This is a genomic window from Lactobacillus sp. ESL0679 (assembly GCF_029433515.1).
Taxonomy (GTDB): domain Bacteria; phylum Bacillota; class Bacilli; order Lactobacillales; family Lactobacillaceae; genus Lactobacillus.
On sequence record NZ_JAQTIG010000001.1, the window covers coordinates 361,629 to 384,090 of the forward strand.

25 protein-coding genes are annotated in these 22,462 nt (G+C 38.4%); 7 read left to right on the plus strand and 18 right to left on the minus strand.

Annotated features, from left to right (window positions below; translation table 11 throughout):
- Nucleotides 1-147: 147 nt before the first annotated feature.
- The 7 genes from PT287_RS01835 to PT287_RS01865 form a co-directional block, all read right to left on the minus strand.
- Entirely contained in the window at nt 148-1,041 is an 894-nt protein-coding gene (locus PT287_RS01835) for a LysR family transcriptional regulator (RefSeq protein WP_277132114.1), read from the minus strand.
- Nucleotides 1,042-1,408: 367 nt separating this feature from the next.
- Nucleotides 1,409-1,570, minus strand: a complete 162-nt coding sequence (locus PT287_RS01840; RefSeq protein ID WP_277132116.1) for a hypothetical protein — start codon at nt 1,568-1,570, stop codon at nt 1,409-1,411.
- 250 nt (nt 1,571-1,820) lie between these two features.
- The gene (locus PT287_RS01845) at nt 1,821-3,011 is read right to left on the minus strand and encodes an MFS transporter (protein ID WP_277132118.1); all 1,191 of its coding nucleotides are present in this window, start codon (nt 3,009-3,011) and stop codon (nt 1,821-1,823) included.
- 29 nt (nt 3,012-3,040) lie between these two features.
- Nucleotides 3,041-4,234 carry an MFS transporter gene (locus tag PT287_RS01850; RefSeq protein ID WP_277132120.1) on the minus strand — a complete coding sequence of 398 codons (1,194 nt, stop codon included), beginning with the start codon at nt 4,232-4,234 and terminating at the stop codon, nt 3,041-3,043.
- A gap of 193 nt (nt 4,235-4,427) precedes the next feature.
- Entirely contained in the window at nt 4,428-5,312 is an 885-nt protein-coding gene (locus tag PT287_RS01855; protein ID WP_277132122.1) for a LysR family transcriptional regulator, read from the minus strand.
- Nucleotides 5,313-5,325: 13 nt separating this feature from the next.
- Entirely contained in the window at nt 5,326-6,747 is a 1,422-nt protein-coding gene (locus PT287_RS01860) for an aryl-sulfate sulfotransferase (protein ID WP_277132124.1), read from the minus strand.
- Nucleotides 6,748-6,766: 19 nt separating this feature from the next.
- Nucleotides 6,767-7,072 carry a thioredoxin family protein gene (locus PT287_RS01865; protein ID WP_277132125.1) on the minus strand — a complete coding sequence of 102 codons (306 nt, stop codon included), beginning with the start codon at nt 7,070-7,072 and terminating at the stop codon, nt 6,767-6,769.
- Between the two features lie 189 nt (nt 7,073-7,261).
- Here PT287_RS01865 and PT287_RS01870 point away from each other — a divergent pair, with 189 nt between their 5' ends.
- Both PT287_RS01870 and PT287_RS01875 read left to right on the plus strand, forming a co-directional pair.
- Complete coding sequence (locus PT287_RS01870) at nt 7,262-8,182, plus strand: FAD-dependent oxidoreductase (protein WP_277132127.1); 921 nt, start codon at nt 7,262-7,264, stop codon at nt 8,180-8,182.
- Between the two features lie 25 nt (nt 8,183-8,207).
- Nucleotides 8,208-9,398 (plus strand): MFS transporter, encoded by a 1,191-nt coding sequence (locus tag PT287_RS01875; protein WP_277132129.1) that lies wholly within the window; start codon nt 8,208-8,210, stop codon nt 9,396-9,398.
- Nucleotides 9,399-9,460: 62 nt separating this feature from the next.
- On the opposite strand, the gene PT287_RS01880 is transcribed toward PT287_RS01875, so the two are convergent.
- Nucleotides 9,461-10,150, minus strand: a complete 690-nt coding sequence (locus PT287_RS01880) for a 2,3-diphosphoglycerate-dependent phosphoglycerate mutase (RefSeq protein WP_277132131.1) — start codon at nt 10,148-10,150, stop codon at nt 9,461-9,463.
- Nucleotides 10,151-10,307: 157 nt separating this feature from the next.
- Here PT287_RS01880 and PT287_RS01885 point away from each other — a divergent pair, with 157 nt between their 5' ends.
- From PT287_RS01885 to PT287_RS01895, 3 genes are all read left to right on the plus strand, one after another.
- On the plus strand, nt 10,308-11,099 hold the full coding sequence (locus PT287_RS01885; protein ID WP_277132133.1) for a hypothetical protein: 792 nt from the start codon (nt 10,308-10,310) through the stop codon (nt 11,097-11,099).
- A 176-nt stretch (nt 11,100-11,275) separates the two neighbouring features.
- The gene (locus tag PT287_RS01890) at nt 11,276-12,052 is read left to right on the plus strand and encodes a DUF6612 family protein (RefSeq protein WP_277132135.1); all 777 of its coding nucleotides are present in this window, start codon (nt 11,276-11,278) and stop codon (nt 12,050-12,052) included.
- A 101-nt stretch (nt 12,053-12,153) separates the two neighbouring features.
- On the plus strand, nt 12,154-13,116 hold the full coding sequence (locus tag PT287_RS01895) for a Gfo/Idh/MocA family oxidoreductase (RefSeq protein WP_277132137.1): 963 nt from the start codon (nt 12,154-12,156) through the stop codon (nt 13,114-13,116).
- Between the two features lie 47 nt (nt 13,117-13,163).
- Here PT287_RS01895 and PT287_RS01900 read toward each other — a convergent pair whose 3' ends face one another.
- From PT287_RS01900 to PT287_RS01930, 7 genes are all read right to left on the minus strand, one after another.
- Nucleotides 13,164-14,015, minus strand: a complete 852-nt coding sequence (locus tag PT287_RS01900) for a PfkB family carbohydrate kinase (RefSeq protein ID WP_277132139.1) — start codon at nt 14,013-14,015, stop codon at nt 13,164-13,166.
- A 127-nt stretch (nt 14,016-14,142) separates the two neighbouring features.
- The gene (locus PT287_RS01905) at nt 14,143-15,285 is read right to left on the minus strand and encodes an SLAP domain-containing protein (protein ID WP_277132141.1); all 1,143 of its coding nucleotides are present in this window, start codon (nt 15,283-15,285) and stop codon (nt 14,143-14,145) included.
- A gap of 28 nt (nt 15,286-15,313) precedes the next feature.
- A complete protein-coding gene (locus PT287_RS01910) occupies nt 15,314-16,534 on the minus strand; it encodes a glucosaminidase domain-containing protein (RefSeq protein WP_277132143.1) in 1,221 nt (406 codons plus the stop codon).
- Nucleotides 16,535-16,642: 108 nt separating this feature from the next.
- The gene (locus tag PT287_RS01915) at nt 16,643-17,149 is read right to left on the minus strand and encodes a sigma-70 family RNA polymerase sigma factor (protein ID WP_277132145.1); all 507 of its coding nucleotides are present in this window, start codon (nt 17,147-17,149) and stop codon (nt 16,643-16,645) included.
- Nucleotides 17,150-17,380: 231 nt separating this feature from the next.
- Nucleotides 17,381-18,220, minus strand: a complete 840-nt coding sequence (locus PT287_RS01920) for a hypothetical protein (protein ID WP_277132147.1) — start codon at nt 18,218-18,220, stop codon at nt 17,381-17,383.
- Between the two features lie 287 nt (nt 18,221-18,507).
- Nucleotides 18,508-19,668: an XRE family transcriptional regulator gene (locus tag PT287_RS01925; RefSeq protein WP_277132149.1), complete on the minus strand. Its 1,161-nt coding sequence runs from the start codon at nt 19,666-19,668 to the stop codon at nt 18,508-18,510.
- 21 nt (nt 19,669-19,689) lie between these two features.
- Complete coding sequence (locus PT287_RS01930) at nt 19,690-20,454, minus strand: hypothetical protein (protein ID WP_277132151.1); 765 nt, start codon at nt 20,452-20,454, stop codon at nt 19,690-19,692.
- 364 nt (nt 20,455-20,818) lie between these two features.
- Between PT287_RS01930 and PT287_RS01935 the strand changes: the two genes are divergently transcribed.
- Entirely contained in the window at nt 20,819-20,974 is a 156-nt protein-coding gene (locus PT287_RS01935) for a hypothetical protein (protein WP_277132153.1), read from the plus strand.
- 315 nt (nt 20,975-21,289) lie between these two features.
- Nucleotides 21,290-21,445, plus strand: coding sequence for a hypothetical protein (locus PT287_RS01940; RefSeq protein ID WP_277132155.1), 156 nt, complete (start codon nt 21,290-21,292; stop codon nt 21,443-21,445).
- 220 nt (nt 21,446-21,665) lie between these two features.
- On the opposite strand, the gene PT287_RS01945 is transcribed toward PT287_RS01940, so the two are convergent.
- The 3 genes from PT287_RS01945 to PT287_RS01955 all read right to left on the minus strand — a co-directional run bounded on the left by PT287_RS01945 (nt 21,666) and on the right by PT287_RS01955 (nt 22,413).
- Nucleotides 21,666-21,809: a hypothetical protein gene (locus PT287_RS01945; RefSeq protein WP_277132156.1), complete on the minus strand. Its 144-nt coding sequence runs from the start codon at nt 21,807-21,809 to the stop codon at nt 21,666-21,668.
- 87 nt (nt 21,810-21,896) lie between these two features.
- Nucleotides 21,897-22,178 (minus strand): type II toxin-antitoxin system YafQ family toxin, encoded by a 282-nt coding sequence (locus PT287_RS01950; protein WP_277132157.1) that lies wholly within the window; start codon nt 22,176-22,178, stop codon nt 21,897-21,899.
- Nucleotides 22,171-22,413 (minus strand): type II toxin-antitoxin system RelB/DinJ family antitoxin, encoded by a 243-nt coding sequence (locus PT287_RS01955; protein ID WP_277132158.1) that lies wholly within the window; start codon nt 22,411-22,413, stop codon nt 22,171-22,173. Before PT287_RS01955 ends, PT287_RS01950 begins: the two co-directional genes overlap by 8 nt.
- Between the last annotated feature and the right edge of the window lie 49 nt (nt 22,414-22,462).

Here is a 22,462-nt window from a genome sequence, read left to right on the forward strand (position 1 = left end):
ATCTTAGCAAGCTCATTAGAATTTAAGATAACGAAATGGAATGTCACAGTCGGCCGGCTAGTCTTCCGTGCTCTTTTTTTTGGCAAAACAAAAAAGTATATTGTCAGTCCTATTGGGAACCAACAACATACTCTTACTATCTATAAATTAATTATTAACAGTTGCCTTAATTGCGTCTTTAAATACCTGGATAATTTTTGAAATATCGACATCCTTAGCTACTGAGCCAATATAAGCCAGGCCATAAGGCGGAATTCCAGCATAATCTAAAGGCACATAAACTACGTCTTTGTTTTCAAAATCAGCGATAAAATTCGGCAATATGCCTAAGCCAAAATTTGCTTTGACATAAATACCCATTGTAAAAAAGTCCTGCACAAATCTGATGTGTTCAAGTCCAATTTGAGCAATCAACGAATTTTGCATTTGAAAACTAAAGGAATTATTAGGATCAAACATAAATAATTTTTGATCTTTTAAATCAGCCAAGGTTATCTTTTCTTGTTCACTCAAAGGCGAGCCAGCTGGGCAAGCAACCACAAAGCCACCAGGAATTAAAGTTTCAAATTTAACATCCCCTACAACATCAATTGAGTCGCGAGAAATAACACAGACATCGACGCGATGATTAAGTAAAACCGACACAGTATTAGTTAAAATATCCACAAGTTGAATTTCCAACTTACTATCGGCTTGATGTAATTTCTGTAAAACCAGCGGCATTAACCTTTGCTCAAGGGGTGTATTGGAAAAGCCAATACGAATTAAGTCGCCCACCTTATTTTTCTGGCTTTTTAAATATTCACTAGCATAATCCATATCGTCAACTACATTACGAGCAACTTTATAAAAGTACTTACCAGCATTGGTCAGCGAAATTCGGTGATGGCCACGATTAATCAGTGTTACTTCCAGTTCATTTTCTAAATCCTTAATATTCTTAGATACAGCAGGTTGCGTGAAATTCAAAGCCTCGGCTGCAATTGTAAAGCTTGAATTATCCACAGCTTTTACAAAACAATGTAATTGAGTAAAATTCATTTTTGCATTCCTGTTCATAAACATCTTTTATGTTAATTATATACTAAATGTAAGTATTTTCAAAAAAGTTATTAAATTGTTTGCTTTTTTGCTATAATACAGTTGTGAGTAGTCCTGTTGGTGTCAGAACTTCTTAACATAGGTTTCCGCTTAAAAAGCGGTGACTTAACGATATTTGACTGATAATCGCCTTTGTCTTTGTGAACTAGAGCGGTTATTTGTTTGCTTTCTAAAACCATGCTATAATATGGCTGTAAATAAAAAGAAGCCCCGTTGACATCAGGACTTCTTAACATGAGTTTCCGCTTAAAAAGCGGTGACTTAGACAATTAACTGTTAACCGCCTTTGTCTGCTGAACTAGAGCGGTTATTTGTTTGCTTTAAATTTCTTTAAAGCAGCCTTCAAGTTACTAAAAGCATTAACTAAGTTAGTAATTTCAGTAATTAAGCTGACTAATTGCTTAACTACTGTTACCAATACCAAGATAATCACTGCAACAGTTAATCCGAAGGCAATAACAGTATCCATGTGGGTACCTGACTAATCCTTTCTTTAGAATTCTGAACTTAATAGTTGTTACACCATAAGCACCACTTCCTCAGTTTAAAAATTAGTCACCGCATTCTAGCTTCATCTCATGTTCAATTAATTATAGCAAAATTAGCTGCAAATTTTGCAACATTCAAAACATTTTTTAAATTAATATTATAAACAATCTAAATTACTTGTATCAAAAAAGGTGATGAACTTTTCGTTCATCACCTTTAATTTCTTCTTATTACTTAACGTGGTTGGCATCTGGCAAAATCGTGATAAAGATCATCGTTGCAGCAGTCAAAACTGCTTGAATACCAAACGTAACCATGAAATTCTGTCCAGCTATTGCTGAAATAATAACTGTAAAGATATATGAAAGTAATAGTTGAATGGTACCAACTAAACCACCGGCACTACCAGCATATTTAGGACCAATCTCTGGAAATGCAGCAACCATGCCTTGCATCAGTGGGCCATTAGCTGCTCCAAAGAAACCACCAATAACCAAGTTCGCCATCATTAATCCGCCCATTGGCACAAACCAAGTAGCAAAAATTGAAATTGCAGCTACAATTCTTGTTAAAAGCATAAATGGTTTAGCTTTATTAAGATTATTAGTAACAGCTGGAGCAATTAACGATCCGAGTAAACTTCCGATAGTTGCAACAGAAGCTATCGCACCAGCAGAAGCTACTGCTACTCCTCTACCATTAATCAGCGCTTGCGGCAAAATTCCAGTAAATGACATAGTTGCAGCTGAGCCGATTCCTCCAGTAATACCAACTAACCAAGTCTTCTTACTTTTGACAACAACACTCAAATACTTAGTAACTGGTTCAGACTTAGGTACAGGTTCACCTTCAGGTGTATCCTTAACCAACAAAATCCACAGAACAGTCAAAACCAGTAAAACTGTTGATGAAAAAATATAGGCTGCCTGCACATTAGCAAATAGTGAATTAGTCAATTGCGACAACGTAATCCCGATACTTGCTGAAGCAAAGAAAATTCCCATTGCAACGTTAGTATCTTGCTTAAACCAAGTACTAAAAATTTTAATCGTATTTGCATTCAGCAGCGCCATATAGACACCAAACATCATTAACACTAGCATCATAGTGATAAAGCTGTGTGCAAATAGTCTACCATAAGCACCAATTACCGATACAATACAGCCAATAGTTACTACTCTTTTAGCACCAAACTTGTCAGCTAGCATCCCACTTGGGATACTTAAAAATACGGCAACTAGCATCGGTGCCATTAGCAAACTTGAAAATTGTGCTGTTGAAATATGCAATTGCGGCATAATTTGCGTAGCTAAAGCAGAAATCTGAAACTGAGTATAATTGCTTATCATATCCATTAACGCGATGATTCCCAAAATAACCCAGCGATAACTTGATAGAACTGGTAATTTTTTTGCTTCCATAATTTTTATTTCTTTCCTTAAAATGATTTTTACTTAACGTGGTTGGCATCTGGCAACATTAAAATGAAGATTACTGCACTAACATGCAATAATGCTTGCAGACCAATCGTCATTACTGGATTATGTCCAGCAATTGCAGAAATCATTACCGGGACAACATAAGAAAGCAGCATTGAAACAGTACCACCAATACCACCAGCAGAACCAGCGTATTTAGGACCAATTTCTGGAAGTTGAATTGTCATTCCTTTCAAAACCGGACCTGTCATTGAACCGAACAAGCCACCTAAGGCTAAATTGCACATCATTAATGCTCCACCTGTTAATTTCGTGTTCATGAAGATCATGATACCTGACAAAATAACAGCAAAAAGCATAAATGGTCTTGCATTATTCAGCTTCTTAATGATTGCAGGCCCAACCATGGAACCAACTAAGGCACCCATAGAAGCACATGACGTCATAACGCCAGCTACTGCAGGATTAATTCCCTTAGAATTAATCAAAATCTGTGGCAAAGTTCCGATAAAGGACATTGAAGCAGCACTAACAATACCACCACAAATACAAAGCATCCAAACTCTCTTACTTCTGGCAGCAACGCCAAAGTATTTAGTAACTGGTTCACGTTTAGGAATGGCTTCACCCTTCGGTGCATTTCTAATCAGTAATACCCAAAAACAAGCAACAACTACTAATACACATGATGAAAACATGTAGGCTGCTTGAACAGTCTTGAACAAAACACCCGTCAACTGCGATAAAGTCGTACCAATCGTACCGCAACCAAACCAGATTCCCATTGCGATACCAGTATCTTGCTTAAACCAAGTACCGATAATCTTAGTCGAGTTAGCATTACCAAGAGCCATGTAAACGCCAAACATCAATAAAGCAATCATCATTGTAGCGAAGTTATTGGCAACCAAGCGACCAAATGCCCCAATAATTGAAATAATAAATCCACTAGCAACAACCTTCTTAGGTCCAAATTTGTCCCCTAAGGTTCCACCGGGAATACTTAAAAATACGGCAACAAGCATTGGTGCCATTAACAAACTTGAAAATTGTGTTGGCGTAATATGTAACACCGGCATAATTCTTGTTGCCAAGGCTGAAACTTGAAATTGTACATAGCTGCTAGTCATGCTCATTAGCGACAGAACCGCTAATATTACCCATCTATAACTAGATAGGGCTGGCATACTTCTTTCATTCTCCATAGCTTTTCTCCTTCAAAATCAAAAAACATTATTTACAATGTTCGGGCAGTCGTCATAATCGGTCATTGCACGCACTATACTAATTAATCGCTGCCTATAAGACTATTATTTGTTACTATATTAATGTAAAAACTGAACAAAAAGAGACCTAATCCAATAAATTTCAGAATTAGATCTCTGTATATTATTGAATTTAGTAATTATCAAGTAGTGTCCGTTCAATAATTGAACAGATCTGTTTATCCAACTTAGTCTCGCTATTTTTGGCAGGATAGATTATTTCAAGGGGTACGGTCTGTCTCTGCTCAAGGGGAATAGTGCAGATTTGACCGGAAATAAAATAATCATTTCCAATTGATGCCGTCTCCGGCATCACCGTATAACCACGATCGTGGGCAACAGCATTAAAAATAATGTCACGACTTGATAATACATACTGCTGTTTAGGGCCCGCACCATTTTTGTAATCATTCAAGACAAAACAGGTTAGGCCCGCAACGTCTGCTTCAGTAATCTCCTTTTTATGTGCTAAAGGACTATTTACAGAAGCATAAACTTTCAGCGGCACATCCAGTAACTTTTTATGTTGTAAATTCATTTCAGAGATAATTGTATTAAACAAAGTTTCGTCGTTTTTACGTTTACTACAAAGGGCAATATCTATCTTGCCATCACGTAGTTGCTCCAAAAGTTTCTTAGGTCGCAATTCTTCCGGTGAAATTTCTAACTTCGGAAATTGTTGATAAATCTCATTGATAATCTTGAGAAAGATTGACCCCGATATCATCGGTACTACTGCCAGATTAATCGACTGAATGTCTTCATTACTAATTGCAAACCGCTTGAGTTCCTCCACATTACGTTGGATTTTCTGCACAATGTGGTAAACCTGCTTACCTTTTGGGGTTAATTCCACGCCCTTACGAGTACGTTCAAAGATTTGGGAGCCCATTTCGTTTTCAAAAGACTTGATCGACTCACTTAATGCGGGCTGTGATATATATAGTTCACAACTAGCCTTTGAAATTGAATGACATTCAACCACTTTTAGAAAATATTGTAACTGGACGAGCTTCATTTTTATCTCCTAATTAAAGTTTATCTACACAGAATGCAGCACCCTTACCATAACCAGTAGCACCTTCAACTGAAACCTTAACATCATTATTGAAGTTAGGATCAGCAGCACCTGGCACTTGGAAGTCAGCAATAGCAGGTGGTGTAATTGCCTTAGGTTCTTCCTTAGTCAATTGTGGTACCCATTCATAAGGAATACGATAAGCACGGTATACTAAATATTCACCAACATGTGGATAAACATATTCCCAAACAACTTCTTTATCAGGAGTAACTTCTAAGAACCGACCTTCAGTACCCTCATCAATCAAGGTATTACCGTTTGGTAAACGTTGTGCGTCACTAACAAGCGGTGAATAGAAATGATGGCCGTGGAACGGAACTTTACTATCAAAGTCAGTTGCAGCAAATGTCCAAACAACTTCTAATGTAGTTGGGTTAAATTCAATTACTCTTGAAGTATCAATTCGAGTGGTCTTCATTCCCGTCTTAGAAGTTTGATCAGGCAAGCCATATCCGGCCCAACCACCATTGTTGAAGACCATAATGTTACCGGCACCCGGTAATCCTTGTGGAATCATGTGTGAATGGTGCATACCAACAAGCGGTCCCATTAATCTCAAAGCACGAGTAGCAGTATAATCTGGACCGATTTGCCAAACAATCTTACCGCTTTCATGATCAACAATCCACATAATATTTGCTTCACGAGAGTCCATAATAATATTATTAGGATTAAATCGTTCGTCACCTTCGTCAAACCAGTGGTTCGGGCCTAAGTAGCTGGCACAGTTAACGTGGAAAATGTCACCTTCACCATGTTCACCACTTTGTTGGGTGTTTGGATCACGGAACATTGCGTTCTTTTGCACATTAGTCAAATGGAATTCACGGAAGTGATCCAAAATGTGCCATGACCACAACTTCTTACCAGAACGATCAATTTCAATTAAGACATCTTCTAGCAATGGTTGCGGTGAAATCTTGCGCTTCTTAACGTTGTTATGTGTCAACAACAAAACTTTGTTAAAGTCATCCTTACTGTCTTGACCTGGTGCATAGTAACCTACTGGGTTACCTTCAATTTGGTAGTCGTGGTGCTGACGAGCAACCCAGCCCTTGCCAACATCTTCATCGTCAACTTCTTGATTGTGATTAAAGCTCCAAATCGGCTGACCATCAAAGTCGACTTCGGTTAAATCAGCATAATCTTGGTATGCAGCAAAACGGTCACGGCAACGCAATGAACCAAAGACTTTACCACCAGGAATCATCTTGTTGGGAAAGCCTTGCAGGTCCTTCCACTCGTGAACAACTTTACCAGACATATCAATTAGCACTGCACCTTCACCAGCAGCATTAAATAGAGTATAGCCACTCCATGTCTTGTCTGGATTATATCTAACAGTTCCTGTTGGATAAACGCTTCTTCCCATATTTTTTCTCCTTTAATTATTACTCAGAAAGCATGTCTGCATATTCATCTTCGGAATGATTACCGCTAAGACGACTAACTGCTTCACCATCATCAAATAAAATCACATGAGGCACGCCCTTCAAGCGCATCTTAGCTTGCAAGCCCGGATTTTCCTCAACATCAACGTTGTAAAACGGGATATCTGGAAACTCGTCTTCCAGGTCCTCAATCTTTGGGTGAACTTTTTTACAAACAGGGCAGGTCTTACGTGAAAACAGAATCAGGCATTTTTGCCCATCGTCTTCAACAACTTCGTCAAAAAACTCAGAATTAATTTCTTTCATAATTGACACTCCTTTTAAATCTTATTATTTTTTTCACAATATTAGTTTAATCCAAAAGCGCTTACTTTAGTATATATGTAAAATCTATATCACATAGGAATCCCCTATATATTAGCGATTTCAAAAAGTTATATCCTATAGATAGTTACAAAATGTGAAAAAAATAATTTATTTAAAAGGAGAATTCTTATGGAAGATTGTGATGTATTGATTTTAGGTGCCGGCCCAGCTGGCTTATCCGCTGGTTTATTTAGTGCTCGCTATGGTTTGAAAACCGTAATTTTAGAAAAAGACGAAGTTGGTGGTCGTGCTAACCAAATCACTAAAATTACGACTTACCCCGGAATTTTAGAGTCATCTGGTGAAGATTTAATTGCCAAAATGCGCGCCCATGCCGAAAAGTTTGGTGCCACTATTAAAATGCAAGCACCAAAATCAATTGAAATCCAAGATGGCTACAAGATTGTCCACACTCGTAAAGTTGATTACAAAGCTAAGACATTAATTGTTGCAACAGGAATGACACCGCGGGTATTGGGCATCCCCGGCGAAGAAGAATTTACTGGAATGGGTGTTTCTTATTGTGCAACTTGTGACGCCGACTTCTACCAAGACCAAAGGGTTGCAGTTGTTGGCGACAATAATGAAGCCATCAGTGAAGGTCTGCTAATTTGTAAATTTGCCAGTGAAGTAGACGTCATCGTTAACAAGCCAGAAGGTCACCTTACCTGCAGCGCTGCTAACAAGGAACGTGCTGACAAGGAGCCAAAGATGCACTTTATCTGGAACACAACAGTTGAGGATGTTCACGGTGACATGAATGTTGAGGGCTTAAAGCTTAAGGATATGCAGTCTGGCGAAACTCGCGACTTGCCTTGCGATGGTGTGTTCTTCTTCCTTGGTATGATGCCTGCAACCGCAGTTGTTAAAGACATTGTTGATCTTGACGACCAAGGTTACATGCATGCCAAAGAAGATATGAGCGTTGGCGACCAAGGAATTTTTGCTGCAGGTGACACACGTAAGAGATACCTCAGCCAAGTTTTGACTTCTGCCAATGACGGTGCAATTGCCGCCGCTGCAGCACAAAAATACATTGCCACACACTAGAAGCCACTGACTTCGGAGAATAATTATGAAAAACATTTCCCACAACAGCATTGTTTTCAAAATTTCCGTACTATCCATTTCTTTGGCAGTAATGTTGGCACCAACAATTTCCCCAGCACTACCGTTAATGCACTTTCCTGGCGTTACTAAAGAGCAGATTGATACTTTATCAACCATTCCCAATTTAGCTAAAATTTTGGGTATTCTATTCTGTCCGTTCCTCATTCGCTGGATTGGCCAAAAGAAAACAATCCTCATTGGGCTGGCTGGAATTGTTATTTTAGGGATCATTCCCTTCTTCAGTAATTCATACCAAGTTATCTTGGCAGCTAGAGTCATCGTGGGCCTAGCCTTCGGCATCTTTATGCCATTATGTACTAGCCTAATCGTGCAGCTTTACCGTAATGATAAAAATACTATGGCACACATGATGGGCTATCAAAATACGGTCCAGACATTAGGCAGTGCTCTCGGGTCATTCACAGTTGGTAGCCTTGTTGCTTGGGGCTGGCACCAAGCCTTCTTGGTTTACCTAATTCCAATCCTGCCGATTGTATTGTTTGGGCTCTTTGTCAGTATTGATCGGCCACAAGAAACAGCTCAGAAACAAAAAAGCAAGACCAAATTTAAATTCACAGGTGAAATGGCCTTGACTTGTTTCTTTATGTTAGCAACCCTAGTGTTCTACATGCCGATTAACTTTACGATGCCACGATTAATCATTCAGAAACAGATTGGTTCTGCTAGTACGGCAGCGCTAGTTGCGGGAATCGTTCAAATTGCAACAATGACCACTGCGTCACTATTTGGCTACATGATGAAGCATGTTGGTAAAATCATTTTCCCAATTGGCTTCTTACTAGTTATGACTGGCTACTTTACCCTTTCACAAGCAAATAACCTTGCCGTTCTAATCTGCGCTCTGCTAATCATGGGCATCGGTAATAGTTTCTGTCTGCCATTCATTTACAATTGGATGGCTCTGTTAACTAACAGCGATACAGCAACGATGGGACAGTCCATTTTAATGATTGCGTTGAATATCGGTACGGTGCTGTCACCGAAAATTGTCAACGGCATTAACCAATTGATGGGCAGTAATGACCCATGCAACGTCATGATTATCTGCGCCTGTGGCGATTTATGCTTAGCGGTAATTGCGGCAATCAATTACGTGCACAGTAGAAGCAAAAAGCATACGCACGCATTAGCATGATTATTTTTAAAGATAAAAAGAACCACCTCAATTATGAGGTGGCTCTTTTAGTTAGGACTTAATTAATCCAATTTTTCCTTGTTAGTGACGTTCAACTTGTCATCGAAGGTGTAAACAACTGGTTCACCCGTCTTCATTTCCAAGTTCATAATATCGGCATCAGAAATGTTTTCGATGTACTTAGTCAAAGCACGCAATGAGTTACCGTGAGCAGCAATAATAACGTTCTTACCAGCTAACAAGTCTGGTGCAATGTGATCTTCCCAGAAAGGCATTACTCTACCAAGGCAAACCTTCAAGTTTTCAGTCCGTGGAATAATGTTCGGGTCAAGGTCAGCATAACGACGGTCGTGCACTTGACTGAATTCTGAATTGTCTTCAATCTTTGGTGGCAAAACATCATATGAACGACGCCAAATGTGAACTTGCTCATCACCAAACTTTTCAGCAGTTGCCTTCTTGTTCAAGCCTTGCAAACCACCGTAATGACGTTCATTAAGACGCCAAGACTTGGCTTCTGGAACCCAAAGTTGACCACTTTCTTCCAAAGCATAGTGCAATGTCTTAATAGCACGAGTTAAAACTGAAGTATAAGCTTGGTCAAATTGCAAACCAGCTTCCTTAATCAATTTACCTGCATTCTTTGCTTCCTCGACACCTTTTTCTGATAGGTCAACATCAACCCAACCAGTAAATTTATTTTCAAGGTTCCATTCACTTTGTCCGTGACGGATCAAAACTAATTTTGACATGAAATATCTCCTTTGCAAATTAAATGTTTCACTTACTATTTTACACATTTCGTTTTTATTTTCATAGGGTTTACCATTAAAAATCATTTTTTAGCTAACGATTTTACGATACAATAAGGATAACAAGTATTATTAGAAAAGAGCATGTTCACATACTATGAAATTCAAAAAAATAATCATTGGTCTTAGCCTTGCCGCAGCCTTAATTGTCGGCGGTTGTTCTAAGAAGCAGCAGAAGAGCGAGCCGATCTTAACTAAGAGCCAGGTCATTAACGCCTCACAAAAGATATTCAAAAGTGGGCAGGTTAAGCAAACCGTTACCTTGGGTAATGACACTACTAAACAAATTGTCATCACCAATGCGGCCTTTGGCGGCAAGCCAACTGTCTTCCACGTCAATTACCAAACACAGGCTAAGGGTAAAACCCAAACTTCTGAGCAGTGGGCCGACAACATGAACCACCTCTATCTTAATGGTCAAAGTGCCTGGTACAAAGCTGACCTTGCTAAAATCACGGGCCACTCGTACGCAGATTTAGTTGACGCTGTCTTTAACAACGCCATGTTAATGAGCCCACCAGCTGCCTTAACCAAGGCTTACAAGATGACGCGCAAAGGTAACACTTACAAGCTGACCGCGACAATTAATGACACTAAAATCATGCAAAAAGCCGTTGAGCCAATTTTTACAACCAATACTCAAAGCCCACAGCAGTTAAAGGTCTATCGTAAACTTGAAAAAGCCGGCAAATTCCAAGATATGACTGTTACGCTAGTTGTTAAAAATCGCAAGTTATACTCTTTCAACTACCTTGTTAACATCAGCTTAGGCAAGGCAATGAAGCTCAGTGCTGGCCAAAGTTATGGCAACATGGGACGACAAGACTTCCTGAAATTGCCAAGCAATGCGTTAAATGCTAAACCATTACCGAAAAATAATAAGAAATAATATCAATTCATTCAGACCACTTTTATCAGCAAAAGTGGTCTTTTTATCGTGATTTTTATATCAAATTATAAATTAATTATTGTCTATCAGAATTTCAACCTGTATAATGCACTTATACATATAGAATAGCGCTAACATGTAGTGCTATTAGGTAACAACATATATGAGGTGAAATTATGAAATTCAAGAAAACTGTCATAACATTATTAGCCGCTATTGGCCTTGGTGCTCTTGGCACTACTGCAACACAACCTGTTGCCGCTAGCACAAGCAAGGCTGACGTCATTAAAGTAACTCAGCAAGATCTAGCCAAAGCTACCGATACTAAGGCAGCCATCAAGTTCGGTATTAAAACTGGTAAAAAGCAACTTAAATTCAACGGCACAATGACAATGGGCAACAAGCCAATCGTTGTCCATATGGTTGCTAACAGTAAGCTTTTGCCAACCAGCGTAGAAGAATGGGTTGACAGTGGCACTGGCAAAGTTTACGTTCTAAGCGGTAAAACTTGGATTAAAGACGATATGTCTAAGGAAGACTTAGCTTCATTTACTGACACCACTCAAGCAGCTACCAATCCTGCCTTTTATAAGAAGCTAGCTAAAAAAGCTAAGTTAACTCATTCTGGTGATGCTTATACTGTTAGTGGCAAGATTACCGATCAAAAATGGCTTTCTAAAATTATGCTTGATACAGCCAAGTCTACAAAGTTGTCCAAGAAAGAACAAAAATCTCTTAAAAAGCAACTGAAAAAGACGAAATTCAAGAACGTTAGTGTCAAGATGACAATAACTAACGATAAATTAACTGACTACAAGCTATCTGCTAAAGTTGGCTTGAGTAAGAAAATTTCCTTTACTTTCAGCATGGACATGTCAGAATTTGGTCAACACAGTGATTTAGCTGTTCCAAGTGACATTGTTAGCTCTGCTACCCAAGCTCCTAAAGATTAAATACTAAAAAGATGTCTTAAGTGACATCTTTTTTTATTGCCTAAATTGAATTATGTTAACATAAAGGTAATTAAAAACGTATTTTAGATGGAGGCTTATCTATGAAATTAGGAATTGTCGTAATCGGCAAAATTGTCCACGACTTTTTAACAACAGCAAATAAAATTGCTAAATTGGAACTGGCTGCAATTTCAACGACTCAGCGCAGTCAGCAGGTTGCACGCGATTTAGCTAAACAATATGGCATCAAGAAAGTCTTTGCCGATAATGACCAACTTTATCATGATGCCAATGTCGACACGGTTTATGTAGCTGTCCCTAACTCCTTGCATTACGAGGTAGTTAAAAAGGCACTTGAAGCTGGCAAAAACGTAATTTGTGAAAAACCATACATGGCAACAACCGCTCAGGCTCAGGAACTCAAGCAAATTGCAGACGAACATCATGTAATTATCGTTGAGGCAATTACCAACATTCATTTGCCCAACTACAAGGCAATCAAGCGTATCTTGCCTAAGATTGGACCAGTTCATATTGTTGCGCTCAATTACACCCAGTATTCAAGTCGCTATGACAACTTCCTAAAAGGTATCATTGAGCCAGTCTTTGATCCAGCAAAAGATGGCGGTACCTTGAAGGACCTAAATATTTATAACATTCACCTCGCCGTTGGCTTATTCGGCAAGCCCGACCACGTTCAATATTACCCAGTAATGCAGAAAAACATTGACACTTCCGGAATTTTGAACCTGACATACGCGGACAAACAGGCAACCTTGGTCGCAGCCAAGGACTGTTATACGACGCCGCGGTCATTCATCGAGGGCGAAAAGGGTTCAATCTACTTCGATGGTTCAACTGGAGTGATTGACAACTTCACCATTGAGTTACGCACCGGTGAAACGAAGAAAGTTAATTTAAACGAATTCGATCATAGAATGGCCAGTGAATTTACTGATTTTGTCAATATTATTGACAATCACGACGTAGATACTGCCAACGAATTATACGACCACAGCATGACCGTTATGGATGTGTTGGCTGCCGCCGTTAAGTCAGTTTAATAATCAAATAAAGCTGCAGTTAACCACTAATGGGTTAACTGCAGCTTTTATTTTGTCTTCGTTTGTGCGATTAAATATGCTAATGCTGGACTGATGTCCATCCCATAGCGTAGTTCTTCCTGCTTCTCAGTCTTATTAGCTGCAATTGCCAGATGTGTGGCAGTCACGGCTGTCTTAATGGCAGCAGGTAACGTCCACCCTAAATTAAGTAACCCGGCCAAACTAGCCGCAAACAAGTCACCGGCACCATAAAAATGCCCTGCAGCATATTCCTGACCATAATAGTGCAGTTGCCCCTGCATTAACCAGCAGCAGCCGATCTGTTCACCACGGCGAACACCAGTTACTACCACTTGTAAATGATGCTTGCTTTGCCCCTCAACTGCCTTAATTGCCTGCACCAACTCTGCATCACTAGCCGTTGCGCGCAACTTATATTTAGTTCCAGATAAAAAATTTAATTCAGTTAAGTTTGGCGTTGTCACGGTCGCAGTCGTTACTAGTTCCTTGACCGCCGCAATATCTGCTGGCACTAATTCGGGATAAAGTTCGCCGTCATCCCCCAACACCGGATCAACAACTACCTGCTTAAACTGACCCTTACGACATTCTTCAGCCAGCAATTTACAAGTTGTTCGACTACCAAGATACCCCGTTAATATTGTTGCAAAGTCCAGGTCAGTAATCTGCCGCCAATGTGTAAATACTTGTGGGATAAACGTTGTTAAATCAGCTATCTGCGGAGCGCCAAAGCCCTCAGTTTGCGTTGATAAAACCTGCGTCGGCAGACTGCCATACCTAATGCCCAATGCACTCATGACACTAATTGCCGTTGTCGTAGAAATGCCACCAATTGCCGAATAATCTTCTACGAGTAATAATTTCCGCTTTGTTTTCATATTTTCACTTCATTCAGTAATTTAAATTTACTTACATTATAAACTCATGAGGCAACCACTGCAGAACATTTTAAGACTAACGAAAAAATCACTTTAGGAATAAGCTAAACTCCTAAAGTGATTTTATTTAATTAAAATTTGTGGCTTTCACAAATTCAGTAGTATTAATTTGGTAGTAGATCATGCCATTAATCACAACTTTGCCACCGTAAGTACGAACACGACTGCCGCGATGAAGCTTGACACCGTTCGTTCTCTTACCAGCCGTATCATAAACATAGGCATTATGACTCAGTTTTCGTGTCTTACCAATAATGTTGCTGGCAACGACATATTCGTCAGTACCAATTTGTAAGTACTTTTTACCATTGATAGTTTTAGAATTACCGACCGTTACCTTAGTACCAGCAGTCTTCAAAGCTGCATTAGTGCACTCACCTTGTCCATTATAAGTATAGGCATCGTGCATCAAGGTCTGCTTGCCAGTTGGTGCTTGCGAAACTGTTGTTGCTGTATCAGCGGTTGTTCCATCGGTTGTGGAAGTATCAGTATCGGTCGCACTCACATCAGTGTCAGCACCCTGCAAGTTGTAGTAATACTTGATTAAGGAGTAAAACTTGCTCATCGAGTAGCCCCACTTGCTAAAGTAGCCGTCGGGATCCGTATGATTGGTGCCGCCTAAATATTTAGAAACAGCATGGTGCGACCAGATTGTCCCTTTACCGCTGTTAACTGCATTACTTGGCGTTAAATCATAGCGGTGCAAAATCTTGGCTGCATAAATCGCATCGTTGTTCACACTCTTAGCAAAGTTATCCCGCGTGTTTTCCTCAGCTAATTCAATCTGGAAAAAGCGGTTGTTGGCAACTGCACCGGCACCCCAAACACCGTACTTAGGGGTCATCATCTGAATAACTTGCTTGTGATCAACAAAGGCGTGAACATAAGCGTACATCTTCATCCATTCACGGTTGAAGTAAATGGCTTCGTTATAAGCAGTCGCGTTAGGCGTTGCTGTCTCGTGGATAACTATCCCTTCAGGCTTACCGTAGCGATACTTAATCTTATTACCGTCAGCATAAAATTTATTATACTTAATCCCCTCTGTCTGGAGCAATTTGTATAGGTAGGTCACACCCACATAATCGTTCTCTTTCGCAAGCGAATTAATCGAGGCAGCCTCCGTTGTCTCACTTTGACTCATTCCAAAAACAGGCGCAACTAAACCTACTCCGATAGCAATAGTAGTTATTAGTTTCTTTATCTTCATCTAAAATTTCATTCCTTATTACTATGATTTATTTAAAATTACCGGCTTTGACATATTGATGGATACCAATACGGTAATATTTTTGGCCAACAATCGTGTAGGTAGAACCGTAAGTAGCTACGGCTGTACCCTTCTTTTCTGTCGTTTCATTATCACGATTGCCATAATCATTGTAAACATAGGCATTATGCTTCAAAATGCGCATTGTACCATCAATATTGCCGGCAGCAACATATTGATCGTCTCCGATCCGGTAATACTTCTTACCGTTGATCTTCTTGGTACCATAAGTGGCAATGACCTTGCCTTCGCTACCCGCCTTAAGAGCTTTCATGCCCTTAACGCGAGTTAGTTTTGAAGTGTAAACATAAGCATTGTGCATCAAGGTCTTCTTAACCTTGGTTTCACCCTTAGGAGCTTGAGAAGCTGGCGGCAAAGCACTGCCGAGATTTAGACTGGCGCCATTAACCCAGCCTTTACCTGCAATGTACATTCTCTTTTTACCGTTATAAAATGTGATGGTCTTAGTAACGGTAACGTTATCGCCCTTAGTAATTGAGTTGGTCTTTGCGGAAACCGAATGGTCTGTCGGCCAAGCATAAGTTGCACCGGACTTCTTAACCGTGTAGGCAGCACTAGCGTTAGAAATCTTAGGGTCATATTGCGTTAGGTTATAGGTTGTAATCTGACGGTTCAAAGTTGTGTTGTAATTAGGATCAGTGGCATAAGTTCCCGTCAGAGCCTTAGTGGCAGCGCCGTAACTAGCCGCATTCTCAAGCCAAGTACCCTGGTAGCGATCTGGCTGCCAGCTGACACCTTCACGCAGCTTCATTCCATTATCATCAAATGAACCTTGATAGCTTGAATATTTTCTAAATTTGGCAGTTTCATAATAGCTCTTGCCGTTCTTATCGACCTCGCGCGTCTTACTGCTGTAGACATCGCCTGTCCAGCTATCGTCGGCCTTCATCCCGAACAGGTTGTTGGCATTAACAGACAGCCCTGATTGGCCCCAGTTAGACTCAATGATTGCCTGCGCAATCATTACTGATGGGTACAAACCATACTTCTTAGCGACCTTCTTTGCTTGTGAAGCAGCAGTAGCTAAGAACGCACTTTGATTATCCGTAGCAGCCTTGACCTTCTCAGCCTTGGCTGGAGAAGTAGCAATTAAGTTGTTGGTAACTGGTATAACGGCTGACGATAATAAAGCCGCGGCAGCAAAACCAGTGATAAATTTATTTTTCATAAAGTATGTGTCCTCCTTAATCGACATCTTTATTGTATCGGGCAAACCTCGACTAGACAATAGTTTCCATTTAATTGTAGTCAAAAAGTAATATTGCCCGTCATTTTATTACAAATTAGTAATCTGCACATCCAAAACTTGACGCAGATGAGCCAATAATTGACGCTTAATCCGTTGCAACTGTACCCGCGTGACGCGCGCCTCTTGGGCTAACGCACTGATTGGTTCGCCAGCAATTAGATTGTGAAAAAATAACAGTTGTTCTAATTCTGACATCTGTGCAACTTCTCTTTCTAAAATCAGATAGTTGTCCCAGTTATTTATCATGCCCAAATCATATGCTTGTTCAAGTTCGGCCTGCCGCTCACTTGTCTTTTGTTCCTTGCGCAGCTGGTCAATCGTGTGCCAGATAATCTTGCGAAAGCTCCACCGATCAACTTCTTCTGGCGATAAACTCCCAGGCTGATCTAACATTTGTGCGTAAACGCAAATTCCTTCTTGCAACAGGTCATCATAATTAGTATAGTCCTGTCTAACGTGGGCGGCTTTTAATGCGCCCCGAACTAATCTTTGATTCTCCCATGCGGCTATAAAAGCCTCTTTACTAATCTTCATGTGTGACATTTCCTCGGTTTCGATATTGTCACAAGCGCTTGTGCACTATTAGATTAGCAAGATTGAGCAATGATTAAAAAGCAGATGAAGTAAGCGATAACAATTGATAAATAAAGCATGCAAATTATGAGAATTTACGTGACCTAAGAATAACTATCATCTAATCAGCTCTTACTTTTGGGTGAAAAAAGGCAGAAAAAAAGCACGAATTAGTTAATTCGTGCAGTGCAATTAAAACAATGTATTCGGCCGTCTACTCGAAAGATAGACAGTATGGTGGTCATCTTGAATTAATGGCTGCTCAAGGAGCTTGGCCAAACACTTACCATAGCGCGCATGACTCTTATCCAAGACAGCCTGATAAATATCCTTGAGAGACGATGTATTTAACGTTGGATGCGGATGAAAGTAGGCACGCTTATCAAGTAGTGACTTGCCCTGCGATCGCCGCACCTGCCAACCTAAAGAACACTCCAAGTGACTACTGCCAAGCTTGTACATGGCATGGTTGTAATACAAGCTGCTGTAGACCTGCGTACTGATATAACGCGTACAGTCTGTAAACGTAAAAGTGTACGTCATCCCTTGGCACGTCACCGTATTAAAGGCAATAGTTGACTTGCCAAGGGAACGAAAATTAGCCATGTGATGCAACGCCACCCAGTCAGTATCGCCTGTTGTGTAGCCATGCATCGAAAAATAGGCACGTTTGCCAGTCGCAATCACATAATGTGATCTCTGGTTAAGCCAATTAGCAAACTCACGTTGAAACTCCAGCCCACCTAATAGGTTATTTTGTGTAAAAGCGTTAATCAACGACCGACTGCTGCTGGTGCACAAAACAATCCCTTTTTGTAGGTCAAAAATCACACTTTTATACTTATTTAACAGCGGCTGTTTTTGAAATTGGTAAATGGCAAGAGTATTCTCGTTCACACGATATTTGGCATCATCCACCAGATACCCGCTTAATTCCGGCGATTGCACCTCCTTTTGCAACTTAGCCTTCGACCAGTTAAGGTATTTCTTAGCAGTTGGTAAACACCAACCTTGATTTGTCGTTTCAGGCAAATTTCTGTCCTCCATAATAATATATTTTAGTATTTGTATACTTATATAAGTATACTAAAAATGTTATCGCTTTCATAGAGCAAAATAAAAAATAGCCAAAGTTTTTATGCTTTGGCTTATTAAGTCTCAATAAAAAGGGCTGTGCACTTTATCCTGTTAATGATACCTTGTAGTATTCATTAACAGAAAATTCTTAAAGCAAAATATAGAAGCAATAACTCAAGAAAGATTAGAATTTAGTCACTATAATTCCCCACCAAAAAAGGCAGCGACCAAATCACTGCCTATTATCTAAAGCTATTAAGATATATCAAATTAGAATCATTTACACTAACCCGATTAAAATACTGTTCAAAAAATTGCTTATCCAAGTTAAATAATTGTAGTAAAAACTCTAATGAGATATGAAATTGCTCCAAAACATTTTGCAAACTAATTAAATCATGATCAAGTGTAAATTTAAACAGAGATAAAATTTTACTTGGTCGTATCGGTACTAATTTATCATCCAGCGGCTCAAATGTTTTATACCCCTTGTTAGTAAGTAATGCAAAGAAATGACTCTTATCATCCTTTGACAATAAGCCCAAGTTATAAGCTCTCATTGCCAATGTTTGTAATGCAACCTGATACTTTTTCTTCATCAATATATACGAATCTGGATTCCAAGGATTACTAATTTTACTAAAATCTGCGACAAATTTAGTTCGTGGTAACAAAAATGCTGCAGCAAACCTGTTAGCTTCCTTCTCAACAGCTTTTAAATTAGTATCTGATAACTTAGTCATATCAATATTAGTATGCAAAAAATAATGCCCTAACTCATGTGCAAGATCAAAATTCCTTCTTACTGCTGATTTCTTCTCCATACCCAAAACAATAAAAAAGAAACCATCTTTAGTTACTGCACTGTATGCATCAGTTTTATGCCCTAAGTCTTTTTCAAGTACATAAATACCACTGTTTTCTATTATGTACATCAAATCGTGATTATCTTGAAACTGTAATTCTTGACGAACAAACTCTGCTATTTGCTCAATTGAAGTGGTAGCAATATTATTAAATATCATACTATTACACTTATCTTTAATAAGACTAATTTTAGCCGCAGGTACAATCACATGTTGCTCAAAATAATTTATAAAGTAATCCGCATAATTTAAAAAGACATGATCGTAATTTGTGTTTTTTTCTAGCCGTTTATCTGTAGAGCGATAAGCTATTTGTCTATCCGAAAAATTGTCCTTAAGATACTCCGCCGATAAAAAATATTTTGGTTTAACATGAAATAAATCGCTCAATCCTTTTAAAGTTTGAGTACTTGGTAAGATATTATTATTCTCATATTCAACAATTTGCTTAGGTAAAATTCTTAAATAATTAGCTAATTCTTCATTAGAGAGGCCAGCTAATTTACGTAAATTACTTAGCTTCTCACCATAAAACATTTCTTTCACATCTCTCTAATCTTATTTATCTGTATCTTCCTGACTCTTTTTAGGCTTCTCATAACCAAATGTACTAATTTGTTCAGGATACTCCTCATTAGGAAATTTGTCATCTTTGGCAATTTCTAATTCATCATCATTGATAATAACCTTACTATTAGCAATTAGTGGCGTTAAGTCATCTATTTCATGTAATACCATCTCTTGACTTGGCATACACAAAGTTATTCGCTTTATTCTCTGAGTATTTTTATCAATTTCATAAGTCACCACATAAAAGCGATCATAATTCTTTAAATCTTCTTCAGCTTTATTCTTATCAGAATCATCAGCAAATTCAGGGATGGTCATTTGGATAAACGTATTATGTGGCAATTTTTCCTTATTCCGAATATCGTCATTAAACTTATTATTAATTCCCGCATACCCATAAAGATAATTATTTTTCTTCTTTTTATCAACTTTACCATTAAAAATTTTATCTTTAATACTACTGTTTTTGATAATTAGCATATATTTTTCAGATAAATTTTTGAGATAAAATTGAATATACTCCCAAGATGTACCAGCTATTTTAACTTCGCTAGAAAACATTTCATTATTAGAACATTCCTTATTAACACTAGAATCAATATGGTTACCTTTGATCCATGAATATGCAGAACTAACTTTTAAATCATACTTTTCAACTGCTGAACGTCTAACCTCTAAATAGTCTTTATAGCCTTGTTGAATCCCATCCACAATTAATCTATTAATATTTTCGTGTAATTTTAAATCTGTCATTCTTACTTTTCCTCAAACATGAAAATTTAAGTGTAATTATCGAAACTCTTATTTAAAATAATTATATTTAAAAATTATTCTAAATTCAATTTAATTTTTTCATCTAAAAAAGACAGCGACTAAATCGCTGCTTATTGCTTAATGAAATAACAACAATACTTACTTCAATAAAACTAATCTGAACCATAAATACAATTACATGTTGCTCAAAAAATTTATAAAGACAACTAAACCATCAGTTTGCTATAATGTTTAGGACGTAGAAAGTTAAAAGACGGTTTACTACCTGTGAGTGAAAGGACTGATGCTTATGAGCATGAGTGGATTCATACTCCAATCTATTGTAAGAAAGGAGGACAGGTAGTTGGAAATCATTTTAGCCTTAGTGGTGATCTTTGCTATTAGTTTAGTAGGATTAGCCTTTAAGCTTGCTGAAATGAAGCAGAATATGCTACTAGCGGTAATGATAATAAATCTGTTGCCACTAGTAGTTGAACTGTTAACAAGTTTGTTCAATTAATTTTGGCTAAACTAAAACCGTCTTGATCTATCAGGAAAAGGACGGTTTAGTAAAACCCATAATTTTCAGGTAGTAAGCCACTTTTAGTGGAACTACGTCAAGGAGTTGTGTTACCAGCACAGCTCCTTTTTTATTACACATGTAAGTGTAACACGAAAGCCCAAAAATTTAAAGACAACTGAACAATCAGTTTGTTATAATATTCAAGACGTAGAAAGTTAAAAGACGGTTTACTACCTGTGAGTGAAAGGTCTGATGCTTATGAGCATGAGTGGATTCATACTCCAATCTATTGTACGAAGGGAGGACAGGTAGTTGGAAATCATTTTAGCCTTAGTGGTGATCTTTGCTATTAGTTTAGTAGGATTAGCATTTAAGCTAGCTAAGATGAAGCAGAATACGCTACTAGCGGTAGTGATAATAAATCTGTTGCCACTAGTAGTTGAACTGCTAAGAAGTTTGCTCAATTAATTTTGAGCAAGCAAAAAACCGTCTGATCTACCAAGAAAAGGACGGTTGCTTGTCAACAAATAATTTTCGGGTAGTAAACCACTTTTAGTGGAACTACGTCAGGGAGTTGTGTTACAGCACAGCTCCTTTTTATTACAAAAATAGTTTAACACGAAAGCAGGAAAATTTAAAGACAAGACTAACCTTACTTTCAACAAATGCAATATCAGAAGTTTGTAACTTATTCTTCACTCTCGTTAATCCAATCTTCTAATTCCTGATCCGTATTTATATCTTTTGCTGGTAATCCTTTAAAAGCATTAGTTAAAGCAAGATGACGATCAACTTGAACTTGGATTCTCTTTTTATCAGTCGTTGCCCGCATATACTTTCTCCTTTCGATTAATATTCAATAAAAATCCTAAATAAATAATCGTAATAAAAAGCGATGAAAAATCATCACCAAATCAACTTACTTGAATAAATCTGAATGTGTACCAGTATTAATAAAATCTACATACTCACCATCATATTTATAAATTAACAACCAGTCTGGCTTGATATGTAAGTCTCGTTCCGGTCTACGGTTAATTAGCGGGTGGTCATTATATCTTGCTTCTAACGGTTCATTACATAATAATTTGCGATAAACTCGCTCAAAATCCTTAGCTTGATATTTACCACCTTTTAACATCTTCTTGTAATGCTTTTTGAACTGACTTTCAAAAGCAGGTTTATAGACAGAATTACTCATTTAGCCACTTAAGCCCTGCTTCTGGATCATCAAAGTCAACATAATCACGACTTTTAATTGAACGCTGAAGTTCTGGAGTTGGCTCAGTTACTTCAAACGGAATGCCTCCAGCTTCAATAGATTTTTTTGCAAAAATTCTAAAGGCCTCGCCTGGTGTTAAACCTATATTTTTGAGAACTACTTCAAATTTGGCCTTATCTTCAGAATCCATTCTGAAATGCACTTGACTCGTCATTTAATCACCTCTAGTACATGGTACCATTTGATACCATATCAAACAAGTA

Excerpts from the sequence above, each read along its gene's own strand:
- PT287_RS01835 (WP_277132114.1), bottom strand. The coding sequence starts at position 1,041 with ATGAATTTTACTCAATTACATTGTTTTGTAAAAGCTGTGGATAATTCA.
- PT287_RS01840 (WP_277132116.1), bottom strand. The coding sequence starts at position 1,570 with ATGGATACTGTTATTGCCTTCGGATTAACTGTTGCAGTGATTATCTTG.
- PT287_RS01845 (WP_277132118.1), bottom strand. The coding sequence starts at position 3,011 with ATGGAAGCAAAAAAATTACCAGTTCTATCAAGTTATCGCTGGGTTATT.
- PT287_RS01850 (WP_277132120.1), bottom strand. The coding sequence starts at position 4,234 with ATGGAGAATGAAAGAAGTATGCCAGCCCTATCTAGTTATAGATGGGTA.
- PT287_RS01855 (WP_277132122.1), bottom strand. The coding sequence starts at position 5,312 with ATGAAGCTCGTCCAGTTACAATATTTTCTAAAAGTGGTTGAATGTCAT.
- PT287_RS01860 (WP_277132124.1), bottom strand. The coding sequence starts at position 6,747 with ATGGGAAGAAGCGTTTATCCAACAGGAACTGTTAGATATAATCCAGAC.
- PT287_RS01865 (WP_277132125.1), bottom strand. The coding sequence starts at position 7,072 with ATGAAAGAAATTAATTCTGAGTTTTTTGACGAAGTTGTTGAAGACGAT.
- PT287_RS01870 (WP_277132127.1), top strand. The coding sequence starts at position 7,262 with ATGGAAGATTGTGATGTATTGATTTTAGGTGCCGGCCCAGCTGGCTTA.
- PT287_RS01875 (WP_277132129.1), top strand. The coding sequence starts at position 8,208 with ATGAAAAACATTTCCCACAACAGCATTGTTTTCAAAATTTCCGTACTA.
- PT287_RS01880 (WP_277132131.1), bottom strand. The coding sequence starts at position 10,150 with ATGTCAAAATTAGTTTTGATCCGTCACGGACAAAGTGAATGGAACCTT.
- PT287_RS01885 (WP_277132133.1), top strand. The coding sequence starts at position 10,308 with ATGAAATTCAAAAAAATAATCATTGGTCTTAGCCTTGCCGCAGCCTTA.
- PT287_RS01890 (WP_277132135.1), top strand. The coding sequence starts at position 11,276 with ATGAAATTCAAGAAAACTGTCATAACATTATTAGCCGCTATTGGCCTT.
- PT287_RS01895 (WP_277132137.1), top strand. The coding sequence starts at position 12,154 with ATGAAATTAGGAATTGTCGTAATCGGCAAAATTGTCCACGACTTTTTA.
- PT287_RS01900 (WP_277132139.1), bottom strand. The coding sequence starts at position 14,015 with ATGAAAACAAAGCGGAAATTATTACTCGTAGAAGATTATTCGGCAATT.
- PT287_RS01905 (WP_277132141.1), bottom strand. The coding sequence starts at position 15,285 with ATGAAGATAAAGAAACTAATAACTACTATTGCTATCGGAGTAGGTTTA.
- PT287_RS01910 (WP_277132143.1), bottom strand. The coding sequence starts at position 16,534 with ATGAAAAATAAATTTATCACTGGTTTTGCTGCCGCGGCTTTATTATCG.
- PT287_RS01915 (WP_277132145.1), bottom strand. The coding sequence starts at position 17,149 with ATGAAGATTAGTAAAGAGGCTTTTATAGCCGCATGGGAGAATCAAAGA.
- PT287_RS01925 (WP_277132149.1), bottom strand. The coding sequence starts at position 19,668 with ATGTTTTATGGTGAGAAGCTAAGTAATTTACGTAAATTAGCTGGCCTC.
- PT287_RS01930 (WP_277132151.1), bottom strand. The coding sequence starts at position 20,454 with ATGACAGATTTAAAATTACACGAAAATATTAATAGATTAATTGTGGAT.
- PT287_RS01945 (WP_277132156.1), bottom strand. The coding sequence starts at position 21,809 with ATGCGGGCAACGACTGATAAAAAGAGAATCCAAGTTCAAGTTGATCGT.
- PT287_RS01950 (WP_277132157.1), bottom strand. The coding sequence starts at position 22,178 with ATGAGTAATTCTGTCTATAAACCTGCTTTTGAAAGTCAGTTCAAAAAG.
- PT287_RS01955 (WP_277132158.1), bottom strand. The coding sequence starts at position 22,413 with ATGACGAGTCAAGTGCATTTCAGAATGGATTCTGAAGATAAGGCCAAA.